Source organism: Micromonospora sp. NPDC049903 (assembly GCF_044460945.1).
Lineage (GTDB): Bacteria > Actinomycetota > Actinomycetes > Mycobacteriales > Micromonosporaceae > Micromonospora.
Window position 1 is genome coordinate 1 of record NZ_JBITKL010000009.1, and the last position, 26,540, is coordinate 26,540.

Sequence of the window (26,540 nt, forward strand, 5' to 3'; positions counted from 1 at the left end):
CTCGGTCGACGCCGACCTGTTCCTGCGCACCCCGGCCGACGTGGCCGCCGGTGAGTACACCTCGACGTTGACCCTGTCCCTGTTCGAGTGATCCACCGAGGGCGGGGCCGCCTGTCCACGGCGACCCCGCCCTCGTTCCCCGTCGCGCCGCCCCGGACCGGCGCGTCAGGCCGCGATGGCGATCGCGAAGACGTGCATGGTCGGCACGTTGGCCGCCGGGCGGGGGCTGATGTTGGGCAGCTCGACCCGGGCGACCGCCTTGTTCTGCAACGTCACACCGACGAAGTAGACGCAGGCGGCCGTGTTCTGCCGCTGGTTGTTGGGCCGGTTCTGGTACGCCGTGACCACGGCCGCGGTGGCTCCGCTGTGCGGCCCGCCGTACCAGTCCGGAGTGCTCAGCGTGAAGGTCTGACGGGTGCCGTCGGCGTACACCACCGTGCCGGTGCCGGACACCGCACCGTACGTGCCGGTGGCGAGGAAGCCGAGCGTACGACCGGTGCCGGTGACGCTGATCGCCTGCCCGGAGGCGATGGCGTTGTCCGCACCGCCCGGCGCGACGTTGGGCCAGCGGAAGGTCACCCCGTTGCGGCTCAGCGTGGCGCCGGGGGTGACGCCGGCCGCGGCCAGGGCCTGCGCGGAGAGCGAGGCGCCGTTGCCGTCGAAGTTGCCGACTCCGGTGTTGGTGTCGTTGGTGGTGCTGACGTTGGTGAAGCTCTGCTCCAGCGTCGGGACGGCGACGCCCTGCCCGGTGGCCCGGTAGGTGCGGCCGGCCTGCACGGTCACCTCGACCAGGTCGGACTCGATCCGCGTGGTGCGCGCGGGCGTCCCGTCGGCGACGTCCACCACCGTGTACGTGTTGGCGAAGAGCCGGCCGCGCAGCCGTACCGTGCCCGCGCGGTCCGGCCGGACCAGGATCTCGCCGGCCTGGCCGTTGCTCCACGTGATGCCGACGGTGTGTCCGCCCCGGGCGCGCAGCCCGGAGACCCGCCCGTTCGGCCAAGCGGTCGGCAGGGCCGGCAGCACGTGCAGTTCACCGGCGTGGCTCTGGAGCAGCATCTCGGCGACACCGGCGGTGGCACCGAAGTTGCCGTCGATCTGGAACGGCGGGTGCAGGTCGAACATGTTCGGCGCGAGCCGGGCCGGGGTGGCGAGGAAGCGGATCAGGTCGTGGGCACGGTTACCCTCCTCCATCCGGGCCCAGAAGTTGATCTTCCACGCGAGTGACCAGCCGGTGCCGTCGTCGCCCCGGATCTCCAGGGTGCGCCGGGCCGCCGCGAACAGTTGCGGGGTGCCGCGCCGGGTGATCTGGTTGCTCGGCGCGAGCCCGTACAGGTGTGAGATGTGCCGGTGGGTCCGCTCAGTCTCCACCCAGTCGTAGAGCCACTCCATGATGTTGCCCCGGGAGCCGACCCGGTTCGGGGCCAGCCGGTCCCGGGTCGCGCGGACCTGGGCCCGGAACGTGGCGTCCACGCCGAGGATCTCGCTGGCCCGGGCGCAGCCGTCGAAGAGGTCCCGCAGGATCTGGTTGTCCATGGTCGGACCGGCACACACGCTGGCGTCCGCGTGGTGGCCGATCTCCGGCGAGTTCGACGGGTTGGTGACCAGGTAGCCGAGGGTCGGCTCGGTCACCAACGTGTCGAGGAAGAACTGCGCGGCACCCTTCATCGCCGGATAGTTCGCCCGCAGGAACTCGACGTCGCCGTTGAACAGGTAGTGGTCCCAGATCAGGGTGGCCAGCCACGCGCCGCCGGTCTGCCACATGCCCCAGAACGCGCCGTCCACCACCGAGGTGGCCCGCCAGGCGTCGGTGTTGTGGTGGGTGACCCACCCGCCGGCGCCGTACTGCACCTGCGCGGTGCGGGCGCCACTGACCGCCAGGTCGCGGACCATGTCGAAGACCGGCGCGTGGCACTCCGCCAGGTTCGTGGTGTTGGCCGGCCAGTAGTTCATCGGCAGGTTGGCGTTGATCGTGTACTTGGAGTCCCACGCCGGGGTCAGCGAGTCGTTCCAGATGCCCTGGAGGTTGGCCGGCTGGGTGCCCGGCCGGGACGATGAGATCAGCAGGTACCGACCGTACTGGAACAGCAGCGCGGAGAACTGCGGGTCGTTGACGCTGTTGTGCTGCGCGATCCGTACGTCGGTCGGCTGGTCGGCGGCGGCGGTGCGGCCGAGGTCCAGGCTGACCCGGCTGAACAGTGCCTGGTAGTCGGCCACATGCCGGCTGCGGAGCTGGTCGTAGCTGCTGGCCCGGGCGGCGGTCAGGTGTCGGCGCGCGATGCCCTGGTAGTCGCCGCCGACGTTGCGGTAGGTGACGTAGCTGGAGCCGATCGAGATCAGCAGGGTCACGCTGGTGGCGTTGGTGACCCGCAGCGTGCCGCCGGAACTCGTCACGGTGCCGCCGCTGACGGTGGCGTTGGCCAGGGCGAGGAACCGCAACGCGCCGGTGACGCCCTCCTGGTTGCCGGAGACCCCGTCGAGGGCGATCGTGGTGCCGTCGGGGCTTGTGAGCGTCGTCCGCTGCGGGCTGTCGAAGGTGGCGGTGAAGGAGATCGACCCGCTCCGGTCGGCGGTCAGGCGCATCGCGATGACCTGGTCCGGCGCGCTGGCGAAGACCTCGCGCTGGTAGCGGATGCCGTTCATCACGTAGCTGACCGAGCTGGTCGCGGTGGTCAGGTCGAGCTGCCGCTCGTACTGCGACGCTCCGCCGGAGGTGGGGAAGGTCAGCCGCAGGTTGCCGACGAGCTGGTACGCCAACTGTCCGACCGGGTTGCCGAGCATGTTCTGGTTGATGAGGTTCTGGGCCTGCGTCCACTGGTTGGCGAAGACCAGCCGTCGGATCTCGGCCAGTGCCGCCAGTCCCCGGGTGTTGCTCGGGTCGTGGGGGCCGCCGGCCCAGACGGTGTCCTCGTTGAGTTGCAGCCGTTCGGCGTCGACGTTGCCGAATACCATGGCACCGAGTCGGCCGTTGCCGATCGGGAGCGCGCGCAGCCAGTCGGTCCCGGCGGACTCGTCGTACCACAGTGCCAGGTCCCCGGCGGCGAGCACCTGGGCTGGTGGGGCGGAGTCCGCGCGGGCCAGGGCGGTCCACGGCAGCGGCAGCAGGGCGCCGCCCGCGCCGGCCGCGCCGATCTTGAGAGCCTGCCGTCGGGTCAGGTCTGACATCGATCCTCCAACCGGTGGCCCGAAGGCCACGCCGGTGCGCGGGAACAGGGTGAAAGCCGATGTGCCGGATCTGCTCGGTGACGTCGGGCGGGCGTGTCGGGCGAAACCCGAGGGCCACGGAGACAGCCAGACATCTGATGTGTTTCGCGAAGGTTACCCGGCGGCGACAAAATAGGCAACGGTCGATGACGACCTGTCGCGCCCGCCGCCAATTCCCGGTGGACCACGTCTAAATGCAGGCACAACGAGGCGATCAGGCAGCTCGTCGGGGCTCTGCGCAGGACCGGGACAGTCAGCGCACACAGGCGATGGCGTCCACCCATCCGCGCCCGCCCGGAACCAGATACGTCACATGTATGGCCGGGCGGCGGGTCGGCGGCGAGGAGACCCGGATCAACGCCGGGCGGTCGAACCATCCCAGTGCGCCGCACCCGGACGGACATCGCCGAGCCGCGCCAGGGCCGCGCTGCGGTCCACGGCGGACTCGGCGAGGGCGAGCCGCCGCACGTGCTCGGCGACCCGGTCGGGGAACCGGTAGCGACTGCCACACCGGACGACCAACCGACGGTCGCGCAACTCCCCCAGACCTCGCCGGACCTGCACGAGGGTCAGGTTGCACAGCGCCGCCGCCGCGTCGGCGTCGAAGTCCGGGCCCGGATGCAGGCCGAGGTACCGGACCAGCCGCTGCCCACTGGCCGGCAGATCGCGGTAGGCCAGGTCGAAGGCGGCGAGCAGGCACGCCGCCGGATCGACGCCGACCGACCCACCCACCAGGTCGAGGCTGGAGACGGGCACGGTGGTCCCTCCGCTCCGCTGGTCGACAGCCGACTCCGGCCCGCCGGCCTCGTCGATCACCGTGGTCAGCAGACGCTCCATCCGATCGGCGCGGTCCACCACCTCGGCGGTGTCGGACGGACGGGCCGGGCTTGCCGACGGGTGCCGGTCGGTGCGGGCGCCGACGGACGCGGTGGTGGCAGGTAGTCGCATGACAGGCCTCCCTTCCTCAGACATCAGGTGGCGTGGCGGCGGACGCCCGCCGTCCCGCGCGCGGACCCGGTGGGCGTCGCGGGACCGGCTCGGCCGGCCGGGACGGTGGACGCCGAGCACCCGGGTGAGCACGTCGCGAGTGAGCGGAAGCCTGCACTCCTGACGGCAAAAGGTAGTCTGTGAGCGATAACATAGCAAGGTGTAGATGTTCTTGAGATGAGGTCGACGCACGTCACCGGGCCAGCCAGCCACCGTCGACCGGGATGACGGCGCCGTGCACGTACGCAGCCGCGTCGGAGGCCAGGAAGACGGTGACTCCGGCGAGGTCGTCGGGGCGCCCCCACCGCCCGGCCGGGATCCGCTCCAGGATCGCCCGGTTGCGTTCCGGCTGGTCCCGCAGCGCCCGGGTGTTGTCCGTGCCGATGTAGCCCGGCGCGATCGCGTTGACGTTGACCCCGTGCGGCGCCCACTCGTTGGCCAGCGCGCGGGTCAGTCCGGCGATCCCCGACTTCGCGGCGGCGTAGCCGGGCACGGTCACGCCGCCCTGGAAACTGAGCATCGACGCGGTGAATATGATCTTGCCGCTGCCGCGCCGGATCATGTCCCGGCCCACCTCGCGGGCGAGGACGAAGGGCGCCGACAGGTCGACCTCCAGCACGTGGTCCCAGTCCACGTCGGAATGCTCGGCAGCCGGCGCACGACGGATCGTGCCGGCGTTGTTGACCAGGATGTCGACGGGCCGGTCGTACGAGACGAGCCAGTCGCCGAGCGCCCGGACGGCGGCCCGGTCGGAGAGGTCCGCCCGGTACGGCACGAACCCGCGCCCGTGCGCCGCCACCCGGTCGGCCACCTCACTGCCGGTCTCCTCCAGCGACGCGCTCACCCCGATCACATCGGCGCCGGCCGCCGCCAGTGCCTCCGCCATCGCCAGCCCGATGCCGCGTCGCGCGCCGGTCACCACGGCCAACCGGCCGCTCAGGTCGAACAGGTTCACGCGTCTCCTCCACAGTCCACGAGTACCTTGACGTCACCACCAGCGGCGAGCGCCTCGAAGGCCCGCGCCACGTCGGCCAGCGGCACGATCCGCGAGACGAGCCGGTCGGCGGGCACCTGACCGGTGTGTACCAGGCGGACCGCCTCGGCGTAGTCCGTGCGGTCGTAGACCCGTACCCCGATCACCTCCAGCTCGCGCCAGAAGATCCGGTGCAGGTCCACCTCGCGGGGAGTGGGGTGGATGGCGACCACGACGAGCCGTCCCCGGACCGCGAGCAGGTCGGTCGCGGTGCGGACGCCGGTGGCCGAGCCCGAGACCTCGAACACGACGTCGACGCCGGCCCCGGCGGTCGCCTCCTGGACGTACCGCGCGACGTCGACCGTCGCCGGGTCGACGGCGGTGAGGCCGAGGTCGGTGGCGAGTTCCCGGCGGCGCGGGTCGAGTTCGAGCACGGTCACCGCGGCACCGGTGGCCTGGGCGACCGTGGCGATGAGCAGGCCGACCGGTCCGGCGCCGATGACGACCGCGTGTTCACCGGCGACGAGCCGGGAGCGGCGCACGTCGTGCACCGCCACCGCGGTCGGCTCGACGAGCGCGGCGTGGACCAGGGACAGGTCCGCCGGCAGCGGCACCAGGAGCCGCGCGGGTACGGTCCACGACCGTTGCATCGCGCCGGGCGAGTCGATGCCGACGAAGTCGAGCCGGTGGCAGACGTGCGTGTGTCCGGCACGGCAGGCCGCACACTCTCCGCACCAGTCCAGCGGCATCACGGTGACCGGGTCCCCCACCCGGAATCCCTCGACGCCCGCGCCGACCTCGGCCACCCGGCCCGACATCTCGTGCCCGATCACCGCCGGTACGCGCACCCGCTGGTCCATCGCCCCGTGCGCGATGTGCAGGTCCGTGCCGCAGATCCCGGTGTACGCGACGTCGAGGCGTACCTGGCCGGGGCCGGGCGGCACCACGGCGGTCTCCTCGACGACGAAGGTCTGCTCGCCGACGTACTGCGCACTGCGGTTCACGCCGCCTCCTGAAGGTCTTCCCGGTGGGCTGTCGTTCTCCCGCCGGCCGCTCGGCCCGACCGACCGAGCACCGACGCCAGCGGTTCCCCGCTGAGACGCCGAGGGTGCCGCGAGGGCACCAAACGTCCGATGTATCTATAGTGGTGAGGGCTGCCGGTGCCTGCCGCAGGCGGTGGTGGGCCCATGTCGACGCCGCATGGCGGGCCGGTCCGAAGGGGGCGTGGATGGCACTGACCGACGACGCGATCGCCAGGATCCGCAGCATGATCCAGAGTGGTGAGCTGCCGCCGGGCGCACGGCTGCCACCGGAGCCGCAGCTGGCCGCGCAGATGGGGCTGTCGCGCAGCGGGGTCCGGGAGGCGGTGAAGGTACTCGAGTCGGCCCGGGTGCTCGACGTGCGTCGCGGCGACGGCACGTACGTCACCAGCCTCGCCCCGCGCCTGCTGCTGGAGGGCCTCGGCGTCGCGGTGGAACTCCTGCGCGACGACACGTTGCTGGAGGTGATGGAGGTCCGCCGGATGCTGGAGCCGGTGGCGACCGGCCTGGCGGCGCTGCGGATGACCGACACCGACCTCGACGAGCTCGCCCGGATCCTGGAGGACATGCGGGCCGCCGCCGACGACGCCGAGAAGCTGATCCAGTTCGACACCGCCTTCCACCACACCGTCATCGCGACCACCGGGAACGAGACCCTCACGTCGCTGCTGGCCGGACTCTCCAGTCGGACGCTGCGGGCGCGGGTGTGGCGCGGGTTGATCGAGGGCAACGCCGCCCACAAGACGATCGACGAGCACCACGCGATCTATCTCGCGCTGCGGTCGCGTGACCAACTGCTCGCGCAGGCCAGCGCGCTGATGCACGTGAACACCTCCGAGGCGTGGCTGCGTACGGTGCTCGCCGCCAAGGCGGCGGACGCGTGATCCCGGCACGACCGGGTCACCCGGCCGTGCCGGCGGGTTCGGACCGCCAGGTCAGTCCGTAGGTCCGCACGGCGGTGCCGGCGAAGACGTCCTGCCGGTCCCGCGCCGACAGCGGCGGCAACGCGGCCTCCAACGCCCGGCGAACCCCCGGGTAGTCCGACCTGAGCAGACACACCGGCCAGTCCGAGCCAAACATCAGACGATCCGCACCGAACTCGGCGATCGCCACCGCGACGAACGGGCTCAGGTCGGCCGGTGACCAGTCCGGTCGGGCCTCGGTGACCAGCCCGGACAGCTTGGCGGTGACGTTCGGGTTGGCGGCCAGCGCGGCGAACGGGTCACGCCAGGCCCGCAGACCCGCCGCTCCCGCGTCGATCCGGGGCTTGCCGAGGTGGTCGAGGACGAACCGGAGCTGCGGCACCGCCCGTGCCGCCCGGACCGCCGCCGGCAACTGGTCGGCCCGGATCACCAGGTCGAACGCGAGCCCGGCATCGGCCACCTCGGCGAGCCCCCGCCGCACCTCGGGCCGGTCGAGGTAGTCGGGGTCGGCCTCCCCCTGCACCTGCGGGCGTACCCCGACCAGCAGCTCACCGCCGCGCAGCCGCCGGTAGCCCGCGACGGTTGCGGAGACGTCGCCGGCCGCGATGTCGATCCAGGCCACCACACCGAGGATCGGCGGCGTGTCGGCGGCGTGGCCGAGGAACTCGGCCGCCTCGTCGGGGTGGCAGCGACCACCCTCCACGAGCACGGTGCCGTCCACGCCGGTCGCGGTCAGCTCGCGGGTGAGGTCCGTCGGGGTGAACGGGCGACGGATGGTCGCCAGCGCGGGGTCGTCCAGCCAGTGGTAGCCGTGGTCCGGCTGCCACAGGTGGTGGTGCGCGTCGATGATCATGCGGCCGGGGCTCCCGCCACCACCGGCGCGGTGGTCCACTCCGGGCCATCGGGGAACCGGTAGTCGGTCAGCGCGGCCGGGACGATCTGGGCGCTCATGCCCGGTACGCGGGGCGCGAGATAGCGTCCACGGTGCACGCGTACCGGGTCGGCGAAGTGCTCGTGCAGGTGGTCGACGTACTCGATGGCCCGGTCGTCGGTGGTGCCGCTGAGCGCCACGAAGTCGAACATGGCCAGGTGTTGCACCAGTTCGCACAACCCCACGCCACCTGCGTGCGGGCAGACCGGCACCCCGAACTTCGCGGCGAGCAGCAGGATCGCCAGGTTCTCGTTGACCCCGGCGACGCGGCAGGCGTCGATCTGCACCACGTCGACGGCATCGGCCTGGAGGAGTTGCTTGAACATCACCGCGTTGTGCACGTGCTCACCGGTGGCCACCTTGACCGGGGCGAGGGCCTTGCGCACGGCGGCGTGCCCGAGCACGTCGTCCGGGGAGGTCGGCTCCTCGATCCAGTACGGGTCGAAAGGTGCCAGCTCCCGCATCCACCCGATGGCCTCGGGCACCCCCCAGATCTGGTTGGCGTCGACCGCGATGCGGACGTCCGGTCCGACCGCGCGGCGGGCGATGCCCATCCGGCGTACGTCGTCGGCCAGGTTCCCGCCGACCTTGAGCTTGATCAGCCGGTACCCGTCGTCGACCGCCTCCCGGCAGAGCCGGGCGAGCTTCTCGTCGTCGTAGCCCAGCCAGCCCGGGGTGGTGGTGTAGGCGGGGTAGCCCTCGGCCAGCAGACGCTGCTCCCGCGAGGCCCGCCCACCCTCGGCGGCCCGCAGCAGGTCCAGCGCCTCGTCCTCGGTCAGCGCGTCGCGCAGATAGCGGAAGTCGACCTGCGCGACGATCTGCTCCGGGGTGAGGTCGGCGAGCAGCTTCCACAGCGGCTTGCCCGCCCGGCGGGCGGCGAGATCCCACACCGCGTTGACCAGCCCGCCGGCCGCCATGTGCACCACCCCCTTCTCCGGGCCGAGCCACCGGATCTGGCTGTCGCCGACGAGCCGACGAGCCAGGGCGCCGGGGTCCGCGAGCACCTCGTCGACCGGCTGACCGACCACCATCGAGGCGAGCGACTGGACGGCCGCCACCTGGATCTCGGTGCCGCGCCCCACCGTGAAGACCAGCCCGTGCCCCTCCGCGCCGGTCGATGTCCGCAGGATCAGGTACGCGGCGGAGTAGTCCGGGAAGGGGTTCATGGCGTCCGACCCGTCGCGGTGCCGGGACGTGGGGAACCGTACGTCGATGGTCTCTACGGACGAGATGCGCTCACTCACCGAAACTCCTGAGGGTCGAACGGCTGGCCGGGTCGGGCCCGGACTCGGGGTCTGTGGTGCGGCGGACCGCCGGCCTCATGTCTGCGCCTTGCCTCCGGTGATGCGGGAGACCACCAGGGCCACCAGGATGACGGTGCCGTTGAGGAAGTTCGTCCACTGTGCGGGGACCCCGGCCAGCGTCAGCACGTTGATGATCATGAAAAGCAGCAGGACGCCGGTGAAGGCGCCGAAGACGCTTCCCTTGCCTCCGTTGAGACTGACGCCGCCGATCACCGCCGCCGCGAAGACCTGGAAGATCGCACCGCTGCCCTGCGCCGCCGGGACCGCCGCCAGGCGGCCGCTGATCAGCAGACCGGCGAGCGCGGCGAGCACACTGGCCACGATGAGGGCGACCCACAGCACCCGGTCGGTGCGGATGCCCGCCGCCCGGGCGGCGTCGGCGTTGCCGCCGATGGCATAGAGCGCCCGGCCGGCTCGGGTGTAGCCGAGGACCACGATGCCGACGGCGACCAGCAGCAGCGACACCCAGATCGAGGCCGGCACGCCGACCCACGTCGCGGAACCCAGATAGGTCATCGACTCCGGCAGCGCGAAGAAGGTCTGGCCGCCCGAGATGCCGGTGAGCAGGCCGCGCAGGACGATCAGCATGCCCAGCGTGACGATGAAGCCGTTGAGACCGAAGCGGACGATGAGCAGCCCGTTGAAGGCCCCGACGAGCGCGCCGACGAGCAGGACCACCGGAACCGCCCAGGCGTCCGGCACCACGTCGAGCCCGAGACCCCGGGTGAGGGCGGGGTCGATGACCAGCCACGCGGCGATGCCGGGCGCCAGGCCGAAGGTGGACTCCAGCGACAGGTCCATCTTGCCGGTGATCAGCACGATGGTCTGGGCGAGCACCACGATGGCGATCTCCGACATGCTCTGCAGCACGTTGATGATGTTGTCGCTGCTGAGGAAGACCGGGTTGACGATCGACCCGACGATGGCGACCGCGATGATCGCCGGCACCAGCGCCAGGTCACGTAACCGGGCGACGGCCAGACTCCGCGACGCGGACCGGGACGGTGGTGGTGCGGCCGCCGGCGGTGTGGTGGGAGTGAGCGTCTCAGACATGGTGGAGATCCACCCCTTCCATGGCGGCTACCAGATCGTTGTCGCGCCAGCCGTGCGCCATCTCGCCGACCACCCGACCCTGGAACATCACCAGCACCCGGTCGCAGATCCGCAGGTCGTCGAGTTCGTCCGAGACCACCAGCACCGTGGTGCCGCGTCGGCGGACCTCGTCGACGACACCGAGCAGCGTCTGCTTGGACCGCACGTCGACACCGGCGGTCGGGGTGATGAGCACCAGCAACTTCGGCGCGCTGGCCAACGCCCGCCCCATCACCACCTTCTGCTGGTTGCCGCCGGACAGGTCGGAGACCGGCACCTGCGGCCCGGACGCCTTGATCGCCAGGTCGGCGATGGTGTCGCGAGCCAGCGCGTCACGCCTGGCCGGCGAGATGAGGCCGCGTCGCGCGACCCGGTCCGGCACGGTCATCGTGACGTTCTCCGCGATGGACAGCAGCGGCACCAATCCCTCCCGGTGCCGGTCCTGCGGCACCAGCCCGACCCCGGCGTCGAGGGCGTCCGGCACGCTGCCCGGCCGCAGTGTGCGACCGTCCACCACGACCGTTCCCCGGGCCGGGCGGGCCAGGCCGACGATCGCCTCGGCGACCTCGACCTTCCCGCTGCCGCCGCCGCCCGCGATGCCGACCACCTCGCCCGCCCGGGCCTCGAGCGACAGTCGCGCACCGGAGGCGGTGGTCAGATCACGCACCGAGAGCAGCAGCGGCGCGTCGGCCGCGAGCGGGCGGTGATCCGCCTCGGGCATCGTGACGTCCTCACCGGTCATCGCGGCGACCAGCTCCGGCCGACTGAGCTGCGCCACCGGGGCCGTCAGGATGTGCCGCGCGTCGCGGAAGACCGTCACCTGGTCGCAGATCTCGTAGATCTCCTGTAGGTGGTGGCTGATGAACAGGAATGTCACGCCCTGGGCCCGCAGGTCCCGGATCCGGGCGAACAGACGGTTGATGCCCGCGCCGTCGAGCTGGGCGGTCGGTTCGTCGAGGATGATGAACCGGGCACCGAAGGAGAGCGCCCGGGCGATCTCCACGAACTGCCGCTGCTCGACCGAGAGCGACGCGGCGGGCTGACGTACGTCAACCTCGACCGACCACGTCGCGAGCAGTTCCTCGGCCTGCCGGCGCAGCCTCGACCACTGGATCAGACCGGCCGCGCCCCGGGCGTGTCGGTGAAGGAACAGGTTCTCCGCCACGGTGAGGGTGCCGATGATGGTGGACTTCTGGTAGACGCAGGCCACCCGCTTCCGCCACGCGTCGCGGTCACCCAACGGCGGGGCCGGCCGACCGTCGAACGCCACCGCGCCGCCGTCGGCGGCCTGTAGTCCGGTGAGGATGCCGACCAGCGTCGACTTGCCGGCGCCGTTGCGTCCGACCAGAGCGTGCGTCTCGCCGGGCCGGACCACGATGCCCGCGTCGAGCAGGGCCACCGTCGATCCGAACCGCTTGGTGATGTCCACCGCCTCGACGACGGGCCGGGCGTCGCCGGCCGGCCCGTCGGCCGCGCGGTGCGGGGCGGTACTCATGCGTTGTTGCCCCACAGGGAGGCGTCGTCGAACTTGAGCGTCGGCTCACCCGCGATCGGCGCACCGTCCGCCGTCACCAGCGGCGCCGGGAGCTGGTCTTCCAGCAGGCCCTCGCGTACCTGGATGATGGTGCTGCCGTGGTCGGTCGGGCCGGGCTGGAACGTCTTGCCGTCCATCGCCGCCTTCACGTACTCCAGCCCGTACTTGGCGTACAGGTCGGCGGGCTGGCTGACGGTGGCGTCGATCAGACCCTCGCCGATGTTCTTGAGCTCCTCCGGGATGCCGTCGTTGGAGACCACGAAGACGTGCTTCGGGTCGCTCGGCGGCACCTGGAGACCGCGCTGCTTGAGGATCTGCAACGTGCCGGACAGGGCGAACGAGGACTGCATGTAGATGCCCTTGACGTCCGGGTCCGAGGCGAAGCGGGTCTGCAGCTTCGACGCCGCCACGTCGGCCTTCCAGTCGGTGGCCTCGCCGAAGACGGTGATGCCGGGGAAGTCCGTGCGCATGCACTCGTTGAACGCCTCGGTGCGGTCCCGGCCGTTGATCGAGTCCAGGCCGCCCTGGAGCATCACGACCTTGCCCGTGCCGCCGAGCTTGGCGCCGAGGAACTGGCAGGCCTTGATGCCGTACGCGCGGTTGTCGGCGCGGACGACCATGAACACCTTGCCGGTGTCCGGTCGGGTGTCGATGGTGACCACCGGGATGTCCCGACTCTCCAACTGCGTCAGGGTGGGCGCGATGGCGGCGGTGTCCTGCGGTGCCATCACCACACCCTTGACCCCCTGGCTCATGAAGGCCTGGGTGTTCGAGATCAGGTTGGCGATGTCGTTCTGCGAGTTGGTGGTCTTGATCTCGACGCCCAGTTCGTCGGCGAACTGCGGCACGTACCTGATGTAGGAGTTCCAGAAGTCGGTGTCCGAACGCGGGTAGTCGACGCCGACGAGCTGCGCCGAACCACCCGAGCCGGTGCCGTCGTCGCCGCACCCGGCCACGAGAGTGGCCGAGGCAGCGAGCAGCACGGTCAACCCCCCGCTCAGCAGAGCCCTACGTTCCATGGTGTGTCCTCCGTATCGGGATGCCGTCGACGGCAGAGACGCCGCGACCGCCGGGGCGCGGCGACGGACGTCCGACGGAACAGGTGCGATCAGGCTGCGGTGACGTCCACAGGAGACAGGTGCGATCGTCGCCGCAGGTGTTTCAGGGCGAGCCGGAGGCGATGCCACCGCCGCTGTCCGGCATCGGGCCGTCGGTGGCGTTCGTGATCCGCTGGCGGGTGGCCGGGGTGAGCCGGGGACGGGACATGGGGATCCCTCCAAAACACGGACGGCGTGAGGGTGGTGTCGCTGGCACGACTTAGACATCAGACGTTATTCGTTTCGGGCGCACAGCGTCAACGCCTAGATCTCCCACGAAGGCCGATTTCTCCGCAGGAAACGCGGGCGGCATGCCACATGGAAGGTCGCGATACATCACATCAATACAGCAGCGCTGCGTACGCTCGCCCCCGGGCCGCCGAATCGGCGGGCCGGACCGATGTTGGCGATCACACCACGGTGATCGATCGGTGCCTCGTCAGCACATCGACAACTCTGCGAACGTTAACATCGACATCCCTCGTGTTGCTAGCGTGTTTCGCGACCGGCCACGGCACGCCCGAGAAGCCCGGCGACCGAGGGCGCCGTCGCCGTCGCGTCACCGCCGCCCGGGCAGCGGCCGACTGAAAATATCGATCAATCTCATCGTGTTGCTGGCGCTCTCGGCGCGACTCCATACTTTGGCTTGCGCGCGAGCCGCGAATCGGCACGAAAGTGTCATCGTCACGGCGAGGTGAGCGGATCCCCTCCGCAGGGCAGCACCTCCCGATCGCGACGCCCGGTCCCCGTCCCCCGGTCGATGTCGGCTGACCCGACGTCCACCGTGCCCGGGTTCCGGCGTCGACCCCTATCACCGGAGGTGAACATGACCCGAACGAGAGCCGGGCTGCTGGCATCCCTGGCCACCGCGTTACTTCTCGCCGTGGCGGGCGTGGCCCTGTCCCCGTCACCGGCCGTCGCCGCGTCGCTGGTCGAGGTGACCAGCTTCGGCAACAACCCGGGCAACATGCGCATGCACATCTACGCGCCGGACAACCGGCCGACCAATCCGCCGATCGTGGTCGCCATGCACGGCTGTGGCGGCTCCGGCACCGGCTTCTATTCCAGCAGCGAGTTCGCCCGGCTCGCCGACCAGTACGGCTTCCTGGTCATCTATCCCACCGCGACCCAGCAGGCCGGTTTCGGCAACTGCTTCGACGTGTGGTCGGCCGCCTCGAAGCGCCGCGACGGCGGCAGCGACCCGGTCTCCATCATGTCGATGGTCGGCTACGCCCAGCGCCAGTACGGCGGCGACCCGCAGCGGGTCTACGCCACCGGCAGCTCCTCCGGCGGCATGGCCACCCAGGCCCTGCTCGCCCTCTACCCGGACGTGTTCAAGGCCGGTGCGGCCTTCATGGGCGTGCCGTTCAACTGCTTCGCCAACGCCGCCGACTTCCCGCCGACCAACAGCCAGTGCGTCAACGGCCGGATGGACCGCACCCCGCAGCAGTGGGGCGACGCGGTGCGGCAGGCGTACCCCGGCTACAGCGGTCCGCGTCCCCGCATCCAGCTCTGGCACGGGACCAACGACACGCTCATCCCGTTCCAGCTCCTACAGGAGGCGGTCGAGCAGTGGACCAACGTCTTCGGGTTGAGCCAGACGCCGACGTCCTCGGACACCCCGCAGGCCAACTGGAACCGACGCCGGTTCGCCAACTCCTCCGGCACCGTCCAGGTCGAGGCGTACAGCATCCAGGGCGCCGGGCACACCCTGCCGTCGACGGGCATGGCCCGGGTCGCCATCGACTTCTTCGGCCTGAGCTCCACCCCGCCACCCACCACTCCCCCGCCCACCACGCCGCCCCCGACCACGCCGCCGCCCACCACTCCACCGCCCACGACCCCGCCACCCACCACTCCGCCGCCGGGCGCCACGACCTGCCGCGTGCAGTACTCGGCCGACTCGTGGAACAACGGTCTCGTCGCCACGCTGACCGTCACCAACAACACCCCCAACCCGGTCAACGGCTGGACGTTGCAGTGGACCTGGCCGAACGGCCAGCAGGTCACCAGCGCGTGGAACGCCACGGTGACCCAGAGCGGCAGCCAGGCGACCGCGCGCAACGTCGCCTGGAACGCCACGATCCCCGGCAACCAGAGCGTCAGCTTCGGTTTCCAGGCCACCCACAGCGGCACCAACAACCCACCCACCGGCTTCACCCTCAACGGGCTCGGCTGCCAGTGAGCGACTTCGGTCGACGACCCCGCTCACGCCACGGCACGGGCGCGGTGACGTCGACCGGTGGTGGCACCCGGATCTGATCGACACCCGACGGCGACCCGGCCCCGAGTACGCGGCCCGGTGCCGCGGGCGCGCCACCCGCGCCCGTGGCACCGGGCCCGCTCGTTGTGCTCGTGCTCACCCGCATCACGCCCAGCGCTCGAGCGGACGCCGCCCGAACAGGCGACCGTCGCGTATTTACCGCCGTCACTTGAGCGTGTTATCGATAACATGCTAACTTCCGGTCGAGGGGTGCAGGGCACGCTCCTTCGAGGTCACCGACCCGGCCGGCAGGGCACGCCAGCCGATCTCAGCATCCGCCGGTGACCTGTCCGGGTCCGCCGCCACGGCGTCGCGCGCCGGCCACCTGATGTGGACCGGGCCGCCTGGACCGCGCAGGCAGCACCGATCCCGCTCATGACGGCCGGGTCACCCGCGCGCGTGCGAACACCACCGATCACACCAGCACCCGACGGGTCGTGCCATGGCCGCCCCCGGGTGTGGTCGCCGCTCGTTCGTCACACGGACCGAGAGGCGTTCCGACCACCACCAGAGAGGTCTGTCATGAATCGCAGATCCACCGACGACAGGGGCCCGGTGATCCGACCGCGTACCCTGCTGCTGGCCCTCGCGGCGGGCGCCGCGCTGGTCGCTCCCACCGTGCTGGTCGCCCCGGCGGCCAACGCCGCCGCCAGCACACTCGGCGCGGCGGCTGCCCAGAGCGGTCGCTACTTCGGCGCCGCCACCAGCTCGTTCATGTTCTCCAACAGCCAGCACACCACGATCCTCAACCGCGAGTTCAACTCCATCGTGGCCGAGAACGAGATGAAGTGGGACGCCACCGAGCCGCAGCAGAACGGCTTCAACTTCACCGGCGGCGACCGGCTCGTCGCGCACGCCCGCGCCAACGGCATGTCGGTACGCGGACACGCCCTGGTCTGGCACGCCCAGCAGCCGGGCTGGGCGCAGAACCTTTCCGGTACCGCACTGCGCAACGCCATGACCAACCACATCACCCGGGTCGCCGGCCACTTCCGGGGCCAGATCCACTCCTGGGACGTGGTGAACGAGGCGTTCGCCGACGGCGGTGGCGGCGGTCGGCGTGACTCCAACCTCCAGCGCACCGGCAACGACTGGATCGAGGTCGCGTTCCGGACCGCGCGCACCGCCGACCCGAGCGCCAAGCTCTGCTACAACGACTACAACACCGACGGGATCAACGCGAAGTCGACCGGCATCTACAACATGGTGCGCGACTTCAAGGCGCGCGGCGTGCCGATCGACTGCGTGGGCTTCCAGTCCCACCTGGGCACCACGCTCTCCAGCGACTACCAGGCCAACCTGCAACGCTTCGCCGACCTCGGCGTGGACGTGCAGATCACCGAGTTGGACGTCGCCCAGGGGTCCAACCAGGCGAGCATCTACGAGCGGGTCACCCGCGCCTGCCTGGCGGTGGCCCGGTGCACCGGCATCACCGTGTGGGGCGTACGCGACAACGACTCGTGGCGGCGCAACGAGAACCCGCTGCTCTTCGACGCGAACGGCAACAAGAAGCCGGCGTACCAGTCGGTGCTCAACGCGCTGAACAGCGTCAGCGGGCCGAACCCGACCACCCCGCCGCCGACCACCACCCCGCCCCCGTCGACCGGTGGCGGATGCACCGCATCGGTGTCGCTGAACTCGTGGAACGGCGGTTTCGTGGCCACCGTCAAGGTCACCGCCGGCAACTCCGCGATCCGTGGCTGGAGCGTACGGGTCGCGCTGCCCGGCGGCACCGCGGTCACCGGCACCTGGAACACCCAGGCCAGCGGCAGCAGCGGCACGGTGAACTTCGCCAACGTGAGCTACAACGGCCAGGTCGGTGCCGGCGGCAGCACCGAATTCGGCTTCCAGGGCACCGGAACGGGTCCGTCCGGTACCCCCACCTGCACGGCGAGCTGACCACCCACCGGCAGCGGGTCCGGTCCGGCATGGCCGGGCCGGACCCTGCCTGCCGCACGGGTGCACGTCGGACCGCCTCAGCGGACCGGTGGCCGCCCCACGCTCTGCCGGGAGACCAGAGTCGGTGCGACCGTCTCGCGCAGTGCGCCACCGCTGGCCGACTCGATCTGGGTCAGCAGCATCTCCAGGCTGGCCCGGGCCACCGCGTCGAAATCCGGCCGCACGGTGGTCAGCGGCGGGATGAAGTAGGCCGCCTCGGGCACATCGTCGAAGCCGACTACGCTGATGTCGTCCGGCACCCGGCGACCGTGCTCGTGCAACGCCCGCAGCACCCCGAGCGCGAGGTGGTCGTTGGCGGTGAAGACGGCGGTGACGTCGGGCATCCGGGCCAACATCTGCCCGCAGCGGTAACCGGCGGCGGCGGACCAGTCCGCCGGCACCAGCGGTGGGATCTCCGCCCCGGCCGCGAGCAGGGCCTCCCGCCAGCCCTCGATCCGGCCCGCGCTGTCGAACCAGTCGGACGGACCGGAGACGTGCCACACCGTACGGTGCCCGGCCTCGAGCAGGTGCTGGGTGGCGGCCCGGGCACCGGCGGCCTGGTCCACCGTCACCAGTGGCATCGGTCGGCGCGGATCCCCGTCGACGGTGACCAGCGGGACGTCCTTCGGCAGGCGCTCCAACGCCTCGCCGGCCGACTCCACCGGCGCGATCACCACGATGCCGGCGACCCGGTGGGCCAGGTGCCGCTCCACCGCCGCCGAGATGGACCGGTGGTCGAGGTCCCGGACGCTGCCCACGCTGACCGCGAAGCCGGACTCGGCGGCGACCTGTTCCAGCGCGGTGAGCAGCGACGCCGGGCCGTACAGGGTGGTGTTCTGGGCGACCACGCCGATCACCTGCGAACGACCGGTGACCAACGCGCGCGCCGCCCGGTTGGGGCGGTAACCGAGCTCGGCGATGGCGGCCTGGACCCGCAGTCGGGTCTGTTCGCGGACGTTCGGGTGGCCGTTGAGCACTCGTGACACCGTCTGGTGCGAGACACCAGCGAGGCGAGCCACGTCCGTCATCGCAGGATCGCGTACGGCCATCTCAGACTCCCCGCATGTCGGTCGGCGCCGCGACCGGTCGACGCTGACTGGAACGGCTAAGGGTACAAAGATCCCCTCTCGCGGTACCCACACCGGCCCGTGCCGTCCGAGTGGAGAGCGCTCGATCACGCACAGTCTACGTCAGCGCCGATCCCGATCGGTGCCAGGCCGTGGGCCGAGTCCGCGTCGCGCCGAGGGCTTCGGCATCCGACCCGGTCGACGGCGTACACCGGGGATCCCGCATGACGTGCTGTGCCGGGACGCGGGTGGTGCCCGGCCGGTCGCCGGGCACCACCCCCTCGGTCACCGGAGCGCGGTGACCGTCCGTACCGGCGGGCGGCGCGGTCGGAGGTACGCGCCGCACCCGCCTCGAGGGCGACCTGACATCGAGGTCAGGGCGTGGCCAACTCGAAGCGTCGCACCGTCACCGCACCACCAAGGGCGCTGGTGGCGAAGTTGAAGATGCCGAACCGGTACCCCATGAAGAACGTCCAGTTGTTGTTGAGCGTCAGGGCGTTGCCCAGCGAGACGAAGTTGACCCCGTCGGTGCTGTACGAGAAGCGCGCCTGCCGCCCGGAGCCGGGTCTGATGTCCGCGTTGGCCCGTAGCCAGATCCGGCCGCCGGAGACCGCGGCACTGGCGATCTCGCTGCCGGTGCTGGTGGTGCTCCAGTTGCTGCCCATGGTGAGGCCGTTGGTCATCACCACCCGGGTCGCCCCGTTATCGCGGCGAACACCGATCCAGGCCGAGTTGTCCCGCAGCATGGCCAGGCCGGTGCGGTCCCCGTCGCGCATGGTGGAGTAGTCCAGCTCGACCGTCGCGGTCGAGGTCGGGCCCTGGATGCGGTGCGTGACGGTGTTGCGGGCCCGGTAGAGGTCGTTGGTGACGGTGGCGGTCTGCAGGCGCAGTCCGTTGTTCACCGAGAACCGGCTGGTGTCGGGATTGTGGTTCCACTCCCACTGCACGCCGAGCTGGGTGCCGGCGAACGTGTCCACACCGGTGAGCGGCTTGACCGGTCGCAGCGGCAGCGGGTTGGGGTAGTTCACGCCCCACGCGCCGTTGACCGTCTGCACCTGCGGCCAGCCGTCGGCGGTCCAGGTGATCGGTGCCAGCGTCGGCATCCGGCCGCCCGGGTACGCGTCGGTGAACGCCATGTAGTACCAGGCGCCGTTCTGGGTCTGCACCAGTCCGCCCTGGTGCGGCACACCGCCGCCGGAGATCGGCCCCTGCATGTTCAGCAGCACCTGCCGCTGCTCGTACGGGCCGAACGGGCCGTTGGTCGACTTGAGCACGTACTGGCCGTTGGCCGGACGGGTCAGCCAGATGTAGTAGGCGCCGTTGCGCTTGTAGAAGCGCGCGCCCTCCAGCGTGCCGATGCTCGACGGCGTCTGGTAGACCTGCTGGGCCCGCACCTGGGAGCGTCCGTCGGCGGAGAGCTGCGCCACGCTGATGGTGCCGTTGCCGTACGCGACGTACATGGTGTCGTTGTCGTCGATCAGCATGCCGGCGTCGTAGTAGCAGTTGGGGATGGTGGCGTGCCGGCTCCAGGTGCCGTCCACGGCGGAGGCGGTGTAGATGTGGGTCTGGGCGAAGTCGATGCAGCCCGCCCAGTAGTACGTCCGGTTGCTGGGCCGGTAGTTCAGCGTCGAGGCCCAGATCCCGTTCACGTACGCGTGCTGCCCGCTGGGCAGGTCGTACTTGGTGCCGAAGTCGAGCCGGGGCACGGAGTGTCCGGCGAACTCCCAGTTCACCAGGTCGTACGAGCGCAGCACCGGCGCGCCCGGCGAGTAGTGCATGGTCGAGGCGGACATGTAGTAGACGTCGCCGACCCGGATGATGTCGACGTCGGCGAAGTCCTGCCAGACCACCGGATTGGTGAAGTTGCCGCCGGGGGTGCCCGGGTTGCCGGTGTCACCGACGCGCACCAGTTGCCACTGCTGGTTGGTGCCGCCCCAGTCGTCGTACTGCACGATGTTGCCGCCGTCGGCGGTCGAGGCGCCCTGCACCTCCACCGCCTTGTTGCTGTTGCGGTTGATCAGACGGACGTGCCCGCCGTCGGAGTCGGCCAACCGGAACTGCTGGTTGGTGCCGTTGCCGTCGGTCCACTGCACGATGGACGCGCCGTTGGCGGTGGAGAAGTTGTAGACGTCCAGCACCTTGCCCGAGTGCCGGGACTTCAACCGGTAGTAGCCGCCGCCGGAGTCGACGAACTGCCACTGCTGCTGGTTGCCGTTGTTCCGGGTCCACTGGGTGATCCGCGCACCGTCGCTCGTGGCCAGGTTGTACACGTCCAGCGCCTTGCCGCTGTTGCGGTTCACCAACACGTACCACGCGTTGGTGTCGACCGTCGCCGCCGCGGCCGGCGACGGTGCCACCGCCACCAGCGTGCCGCCCACCACGACCGCCGCCACCGCCGCGACGGCCCGGGACAACCACCCACGCCGACGCGGAACGACGCGGGGGACCTCGAAGGTACCCATGATCCTCCTTGGGAGAAGAGAGCCGAGCGACCACAGGGGACGGTCGCGGGGTAGATGCGTCCCGCGTGGTGTGATCGCTAACAACCGCCGCCGTGCCCACGTGCGGCCTCGTGATCGTTTGCTGCGAAGCGGAACGCGCCTGGCCCGGCCGGCCGCAGATATCGTCCGTCTTCACTATCGACTGTGAGCGATAACAGATCCTTAGTCAAGACGTAACACCGACGACTTGCGCGGGGCCGGATCACGCACCCGGACACGACGAAGCCGCCGCCCGACGGGACGGCGCGAAGGTGTCGTCCACGCCGGGCGGTGTGGCGGCAGGGATCGAGCCGATCACCGTCGACGCGGCGGGTCCGGCGGGCCGTCCGCGCGGCGACCGCCCGCCCCGGCGGCCCCTCCCCGAACACCGAGCAGGCCAGGGTCGGCAGCGATGATCCGGTCGCGCATCGGGCGTCGGGCGAGCGCAGCCAGCGCCTCGTCCACGAGCACGTGCAACGGCATCGACAGCTCGGTCTCCAGCTCGCGGGTCGCCGTGGTGGTGGCGGCGACCTCGGCCCGCAACGCCGGCAGGACCCGCCGCCCCTCGTCGGTGAGCGTGACCATCCTGGTGCGCGCGTCGCGGCCGGGGATCGTCTCCACGAGCCCGGCACGCGCCATCGCGGCGACCGTCTGACTGGCCGCCGAATGGGTCACGTCGATCGCCGTCGCGACGGCCCGGATCGAGCACGGCCCGTCGTCGGCCACCACCAGGAGCACCGGCGCGAACCGCGCGCGCAGACCGGGAAGGCCGATCTCGGCGTACACCTGGCCGATGCCGCCGTCGAGCAGCTCCATGAGCATGGCGAGTCTCGTGCCGAGAACGCCGGGCCCGGGATCGGGGGTTGCCATGGCGGGTACTGTAACAGCGCTGTCACATCGTGAGGAGCGCACCATGATCGAGCCGTACGACACCGGGATGCTCGACGTCGGCGACGGCAACCAGGTCTACTGGGAGGTCAGTGGCAACCCCGAGGGCGTCCCCGCCGTCGTCCTGCACGGCGGTCCCGGCAGCGGCAGCACGACCCGGCACCGCCGGGCACTCGATCCGGAGCGGTTCCGCGTCGTGCTCTTCGACCAGCGCAACTGCGGGCGCAGCACACCGTCGGCGGCCGACCCGAGCACCGATCTGCGCACCAACACCACCGCCCATCTCGTCGCCGACATCGAACGGCTGCGCGAGCACCTCGGCATCGCCCGCTGGGTCGTGTACGGCGGGTCGTGGGGCGCGACGCTCGCGCTGGCGTACGCGACGAACCATCCCGACCGGGTACGCGGGATGGTGCTGGTCGCGGTGACCATGACCCGACGGTCCGAGGTGGACTGGCTGTACCGGGGCGGCGGGCGGTTCTTCCCCGAGGCGTGGCAACGATTCGTCGCCCACGCGGGCCTGCCGGGCTACGCGCTGCCGACCGACAGCCAACCACCGATCGAACCGGTCCTGCTGCGCTACGGCCAACTCCTCGCCGACCCGGACCCGGCGGTGCGGGAACGGGCCGCAGCGCAATGGTGCGCATGGGAGGACGCGCTCATCTCCGAGGAGAGCAACGGCGAGCCCGGCCACTACTCCGCCGGGGAGCTGCGACAGCGGCTGGCGATGACCCGGATCTGCGCGCACTACTTCGGCAACGGCGCGTTCCTGGCCGACGGCGAGATCCTGCGCAACGTCCCGAAGCTGGCCGGCATCCCCGGTGTGCTCGTGCACGGCCGCAACGACGTGAGCGGACCGGCGATCACGCCGTGGGAGATCGCGCAGGCGTGGCCCGAGGCGCGCCTGCACGTCGTCGGGGACGCGGGGCACACCGGCAGCGAGACCATGCGGCGCGTCCTGTCCGAGGCGGCGGACACGATGGCACGCACCTAGACCCGACCCGCGCCACGGGGGATGCGGGGACCTGGGCGCGGGGGGGGGGGGGGGGCCCCCCCCCGGGGGGCCCCCCCCCCCCCCCCGGGGGGGGGGGGGGGGCCCCCCGGCGGGGGGGGGGGGGGCGGGGGGGGGCCGCCCGCGGGGGGGGGGGGGGGGGGGGGGGGGGGGGGGGGGGCGCCCGCCCCCCCCCGGGGGGGGCCCCCCCCCCCCCACCGCGGGTGCCGAGGTCAGAAGCCCCGGGCGAGGCGGTAGTACGCCTGGTTCCAGCGCAACTCGTCGGCGAACCGGCGAGACTCGGTGTTCGCGTCGATGACGACCAGCTCGGTGCGGCTCATCTCGGCGAGGTCGTGCAGCTCCTCCACGCCCACCGCGTGCGAGAGCACGGTGTGGTGCGGGGCGCCGGCGGTGATCCACGCCTCGGCCGACCCGGCCAGGTGCGGGCGGGGCCGCCACACCGCCCGGGCCACCGGCAACCGCCGCAGCGGCTGCGGCGGGGGCACCACGTCCACCTCGTTGGCGACCAGCCGGAACCGCTCCCCCATGTCCGCCAGGCCGAGCACCACCGCCGGTCCCGGCTCGGCGTCGAAGACCAACCGGACCGGGTCCTCGCGACCGCCGATGCTGAGCGGGTGGATCTCCACGTTCGGCTTGTCCGCGGCGATCGTCGGGCACACCTCCAGCATGTGCGCGCCGAGGATCAGCTCCTCGCCCGGCGTGAGGTCGTAGGTGTAGTCCTCCATGAACGAGGTGCCGCCCTGCGCGCCGGCCGACATCGCCTTGAGCGTGTGGACCAGCACCGAGGTCTTCCAGTCGCCCTCGCCGCCGAAGCCGTAGCCGTCGGCCATCAGCCGCTGCACCGCGATGCCGGGCAGTTGACGCAGGCCGCCGAGGTCCTCGAAGTTCGTGGTGAAGGCCCGGAACCCGCCCGCGTCCAGGAAGGTCCGCATCCCCAGTTCCAGCCGTGCGGCGTACCGCAGCGAGTCGTGCCGCTCACCGCCGGGACGCAGCTCCGCGGCGACCCGGAAGGTGTCGTCGTACTCCTTGACCAGGTCGTCGATCTGCGCGTCGGCGACCTCGTCGACCACCCGCACCAGGTCGTTGACCCCGTAGGTGTTCACCGAGACGCCGAAGCGCAGCTCTGCCTCGACCTTGTCCCCCTCGGTCACCGCGACGTCGCGCATGTTGTCGCCGAACCGCGCCAGGCGCAGGGAACGCATCGCCGACCAGCCGATCGCCGCCCGGGTCCACGAGCCGACACGGGTGACCACGCGGGGGTCGCTGACGTGGCCGGCGATGGTCTTGCGGGCCACCCCGAGCCGGGTCTGGATGAAACCGAACTCCCGGTCGCCGTGGGCGGCCTGGTTCAGGTTCATGAAGTCCATGTCGATCTCGTCCCAGGGCAGCCGGACGTTGGCCTGGGTGTGCAGGTGCAGCAACGGAGTACGCAGCGCGTCCAGACCCGAGATCCACATCTTCGCGGGCGAGAAGGTGTGCATCCACGCGATGACCCCGACCGCACCCTGCACCGCGGCGTCCCGACAGACCTCCAGGATGTCCGCGCTGGTGGTCAGCACCGGCTTCCAGACCACCCGGGCCGGGATGTGCGGCGAGTCGTCGAGCAGGGCGGCGATCTGACGGGACTGCTCGGCCACCTGCCGGAGGGTGTCCTCGCCGTACATCGCCTGGCTTCCGGTGAGGAACCAGACCTCGGGTTCAGGATGCGTTGCCATGGGAGTTGCCTTCCGCGAGAGGGGCGGTCACTTGTAGCGGATGCCGATGAGGCGCTGGAGCAGGATGAACGCGAAGAGCAGACCGCCAATTACGATCTTGGTCCACCAGGAGTTGAGGCTACCGTCGAACGTGATCAGCGTCTGGATCACGCCGAGCACCAGCACACCGAGCACCGTGCCGAAGACGTACCCCGATCCGCCGGTGAGCACCGTGCCACCGATCACCACGGCCGCGATCACGTCGAGCTCCATCCCGATCCCGATCAACGGCGCCCCGGAGAGCGTGTAGAACGAGAGCAGGATCCCGCCGATCGCCGAACACAGGCCACTGATCGTGTAGACCGCGATCCGGGTCCGCCCCACCGGCAGCCCCATCAGCAACGCCGACTGCGGGTTGCCGCCGATGGCGTACACGTTGCGACCCAAGCGGGTGTACGCCAGCACGTACGCGCCGATGAGCACCACCGCGAACGCGACCAGCACACTCACCGAGACGAAGTTGCCGCCCGGATTGCCGATCCGGTACTGCGCCATCGTGGTCCAGAAACCGTCGGTGATACGGATCGACGAGTCACTGATGAACGTACACATGCCCCGGGCGAAGAACATCCCGGCGAGTGTCACGATGAACGGCTGGATGTCGAAGAAGTGGATCGCACAGCCCATCAGGAACCCGAGCGCCGGCCCGATGAGCAACGCGATGACCAGCACCAACAACGCGGGCAGGCCGGACTGGAGCAGCCACGCCGAGACCATCGCCGTCATCGCGACCACCGACCCCACGGAGAGGTCGATGCCGCCGGTGAGGATCACGAAGGTCATCCCCACCGCGACGACGAGGAGGAAACCGTTGTCGATGAAGACGTTGAAGATGACCTGGACGTTGGAGAAGGCCCGGTACTGGGACACGCCGATGGCGTACATGACCAGCAGCAGGGCCAGCGTGGCCAGCACCGGCACGTGCCGCCGGGGCAACCGCGCCCAGCTCGGCCCGGTGGTCAACGACGTACTGCTCATGCCGAAGCCTCCTCCTTCTGGCGCTGCGGCGTCGGGGCCGGCGGGGGTGGGGTGCCGCGCTTGCGGCGATTGAACTTGGCGCGGAACGCCGGGGCCTGGATGAGGCAGACCGCGATCACGACGACCGCCTTGAACAGCAGAGCCGTCTGCGGCGAGATGTTCATGGCGTACACCGTGGTGGTGAGCGTCTGGATGATCAGCGCGCCGAGGATGGTGCCGCTGAGATAGAACCGCCCGCCGGCCAGCGCGGTGCCCCCGATGACGACCGCGAGGATGGCGTCCAGCTCCACCCAGAGGCCGGCGGCGTTGCCGTCGGCACTGGACACGTTGGCCGTCATCATGAAGCCGGCGACCGCCGCGCAGGCCGCGCTGACCACGTAGACCAGGAAGACGATCCGGCCCGACCGGATGCCGGCCAACCGGCTGGCCTCCCGGTTGCCGCCCACCGACTCGATGATCATGCCGAGCGCGGTACGGCGGGTGAAGGCCGCGACCAGCAGCGCCGCACCCAACGCGATGAAGATCGCCAACGGCAGCGTGAGGAAGTGGCCCAGGCCGATCGCCCGGTACGGCCCGGAGTTGATCGTGATGATCTGACCCTCGGTGATGAGCTGCGCCAGTCCGCGACCGGCCACCATCAGGATCAGCGTGGCGATGATCGGCTGAATACCGATCACCGAGACCAGTACGCCGTTCCAGGCACCGAGGACCAGCGCCACCCCGAGCGCCATCGCCAGCGCGGTCGCCACCGTGACGAAGCTGTTCTGGTCCGGCGCCTGACTGATGTGCAGGCAGGCGATGGCACCGCTGATGGCGCAGATCGACCCGACCGAGAGGTCGATGCCGCCGGTGGAGATGACCAGCGTCATGCCGAGCGCGACCAGGATCAGTGGCGCGCTCAACCGGAGGATGTCGATCGGGGTGCCGTACAGGTGGCCGTTGTTCATCTCGATCGACAGGAAGCCGGGGCGGTAGATCGTGTTCGCCGCCAGCATCACCACCAGGACGGCGATCGGCCAGAACAGCCGGTGCCCGAGAAGGGGCTTGATCCGCTCGCTCATGACGACACTCCGCTCCG

Annotated in this window: 19 protein-coding genes; 4 read left to right on the forward strand and 15 right to left on the reverse strand. The window is 70.8% G+C overall.

Annotated elements, in window-relative coordinates:
• Positions 1–165: 165 nt before the first annotated feature.
• From ACIBO1_RS16230 to ACIBO1_RS16245, 4 genes are all read right to left on the reverse strand, one after another.
• Positions 166–3,162 carry a glycosyl hydrolase family 95 catalytic domain-containing protein gene (locus ACIBO1_RS16230; RefSeq protein ID WP_396746769.1) on the reverse strand — a complete coding sequence of 999 codons (2,997 nt, stop codon included), beginning with the start codon at positions 3,160–3,162 and terminating at the stop codon, positions 166–168.
• A gap of 393 nt (positions 3,163–3,555) precedes the next feature.
• Complete coding sequence (locus ACIBO1_RS16235) at positions 3,556–4,149, reverse strand: hypothetical protein (RefSeq protein ID WP_396746772.1); 594 nt, start codon at positions 4,147–4,149, stop codon at positions 3,556–3,558.
• A 232-nt stretch (positions 4,150–4,381) separates the two neighbouring features.
• Positions 4,382–5,143 (reverse strand): SDR family oxidoreductase, encoded by a 762-nt coding sequence (locus tag ACIBO1_RS16240; protein ID WP_396746775.1) that lies wholly within the window; start codon positions 5,141–5,143, stop codon positions 4,382–4,384.
• A complete protein-coding gene (locus ACIBO1_RS16245; protein WP_396746778.1) occupies positions 5,140–6,165 on the reverse strand; it encodes a zinc-binding dehydrogenase in 1,026 nt (341 codons plus the stop codon). Before ACIBO1_RS16245 ends, ACIBO1_RS16240 begins: the two co-directional genes overlap by 4 nt.
• A gap of 224 nt (positions 6,166–6,389) precedes the next feature.
• Here ACIBO1_RS16245 and ACIBO1_RS16250 point away from each other — a divergent pair, with 224 nt between their 5' ends.
• Positions 6,390–7,085, forward strand: coding sequence for a FadR/GntR family transcriptional regulator (locus ACIBO1_RS16250; protein WP_131052578.1), 696 nt, complete (start codon positions 6,390–6,392; stop codon positions 7,083–7,085).
• Positions 7,086–7,101: 16 nt separating this feature from the next.
• Here ACIBO1_RS16250 and ACIBO1_RS16255 read toward each other — a convergent pair whose 3' ends face one another.
• The 5 genes from ACIBO1_RS16255 to ACIBO1_RS16275 form a co-directional block, all read right to left on the reverse strand.
• On the reverse strand, positions 7,102–7,977 hold the full coding sequence (locus tag ACIBO1_RS16255) for an amidohydrolase family protein (protein ID WP_396746781.1): 876 nt from the start codon (positions 7,975–7,977) through the stop codon (positions 7,102–7,104).
• Positions 7,974–9,299 (reverse strand): enolase C-terminal domain-like protein, encoded by a 1,326-nt coding sequence (locus tag ACIBO1_RS16260; protein WP_396746784.1) that lies wholly within the window; start codon positions 9,297–9,299, stop codon positions 7,974–7,976. Before ACIBO1_RS16260 ends, ACIBO1_RS16255 begins: the two co-directional genes overlap by 4 nt.
• 75 nt (positions 9,300–9,374) lie before the next feature.
• On the reverse strand, positions 9,375–10,412 hold the full coding sequence (locus tag ACIBO1_RS16265) for an ABC transporter permease (RefSeq protein WP_396746787.1): 1,038 nt from the start codon (positions 10,410–10,412) through the stop codon (positions 9,375–9,377).
• Positions 10,405–11,946, reverse strand: coding sequence for a sugar ABC transporter ATP-binding protein (locus ACIBO1_RS16270; protein WP_396746790.1), 1,542 nt, complete (start codon positions 11,944–11,946; stop codon positions 10,405–10,407). Before ACIBO1_RS16270 ends, ACIBO1_RS16265 begins: the two co-directional genes overlap by 8 nt.
• A complete protein-coding gene (locus tag ACIBO1_RS16275; RefSeq protein WP_396746793.1) occupies positions 11,943–13,004 on the reverse strand; it encodes a sugar ABC transporter substrate-binding protein in 1,062 nt (353 codons plus the stop codon). Before ACIBO1_RS16275 ends, ACIBO1_RS16270 begins: the two co-directional genes overlap by 4 nt.
• A gap of 904 nt (positions 13,005–13,908) precedes the next feature.
• On the opposite strand from ACIBO1_RS16275, the gene ACIBO1_RS16280 reads away from it, so the two are divergent.
• Both ACIBO1_RS16280 and ACIBO1_RS16285 read left to right on the forward strand, forming a co-directional pair.
• Positions 13,909–15,267, forward strand: a complete 1,359-nt coding sequence (locus tag ACIBO1_RS16280; RefSeq protein ID WP_396746796.1) for a PHB depolymerase family esterase — start codon at positions 13,909–13,911, stop codon at positions 15,265–15,267.
• A 600-nt stretch (positions 15,268–15,867) separates the two neighbouring features.
• Positions 15,868–17,244 (forward strand): endo-1,4-beta-xylanase, encoded by a 1,377-nt coding sequence (locus ACIBO1_RS16285; protein WP_396746798.1) that lies wholly within the window; start codon positions 15,868–15,870, stop codon positions 17,242–17,244.
• 77 nt (positions 17,245–17,321) lie between these two features.
• Here the strand turns inward: ACIBO1_RS16285 and ACIBO1_RS16290 are convergent, their stop codons facing one another.
• The 3 genes from ACIBO1_RS16290 to ACIBO1_RS16300 form a co-directional block, all read right to left on the reverse strand.
• Complete coding sequence (locus ACIBO1_RS16290; protein WP_176093836.1) at positions 17,322–18,311, reverse strand: LacI family DNA-binding transcriptional regulator; 990 nt, start codon at positions 18,309–18,311, stop codon at positions 17,322–17,324.
• Between the two features lie 413 nt (positions 18,312–18,724).
• Positions 18,725–20,812: a family 43 glycosylhydrolase gene (locus ACIBO1_RS16295; protein ID WP_396746802.1), complete on the reverse strand. Its 2,088-nt coding sequence runs from the start codon at positions 20,810–20,812 to the stop codon at positions 18,725–18,727.
• A gap of 333 nt (positions 20,813–21,145) precedes the next feature.
• Positions 21,146–21,700, reverse strand: coding sequence for a MarR family winged helix-turn-helix transcriptional regulator (locus ACIBO1_RS16300; protein WP_396746805.1), 555 nt, complete (start codon positions 21,698–21,700; stop codon positions 21,146–21,148).
• A 43-nt stretch (positions 21,701–21,743) separates the two neighbouring features.
• Between ACIBO1_RS16300 and pip the strand changes: the two genes are divergently transcribed.
• Positions 21,744–22,712: a prolyl aminopeptidase gene (gene pip, locus ACIBO1_RS16305; RefSeq protein ID WP_396746807.1), complete on the forward strand. Its 969-nt coding sequence runs from the start codon at positions 21,744–21,746 to the stop codon at positions 22,710–22,712.
• Between the two features lie 230 nt (positions 22,713–22,942).
• Here the strand turns inward: pip and araA are convergent, their stop codons facing one another.
• Genes araA through ACIBO1_RS16320 form a run of 3 tightly spaced genes read right to left on the reverse strand, consistent with a single transcriptional unit; the run spans position 22,943 to position 26,523 of the window.
• Positions 22,943–24,445 (reverse strand): L-arabinose isomerase, encoded by a 1,503-nt coding sequence (araA, locus tag ACIBO1_RS16310; RefSeq protein WP_396746810.1) that lies wholly within the window; start codon positions 24,443–24,445, stop codon positions 22,943–22,945.
• A 27-nt stretch (positions 24,446–24,472) separates the two neighbouring features.
• Positions 24,473–25,462: a galactofuranose ABC transporter, permease protein YjfF gene (yjfF, locus tag ACIBO1_RS16315; RefSeq protein ID WP_396746813.1), complete on the reverse strand. Its 990-nt coding sequence runs from the start codon at positions 25,460–25,462 to the stop codon at positions 24,473–24,475.
• Entirely contained in the window at positions 25,459–26,523 is a 1,065-nt protein-coding gene (locus tag ACIBO1_RS16320) for an ABC transporter permease (RefSeq protein WP_396746816.1), read from the reverse strand. Before ACIBO1_RS16320 ends, yjfF begins: the two co-directional genes overlap by 4 nt.
• Between the last annotated feature and the right edge of the window lie 17 nt (positions 26,524–26,540).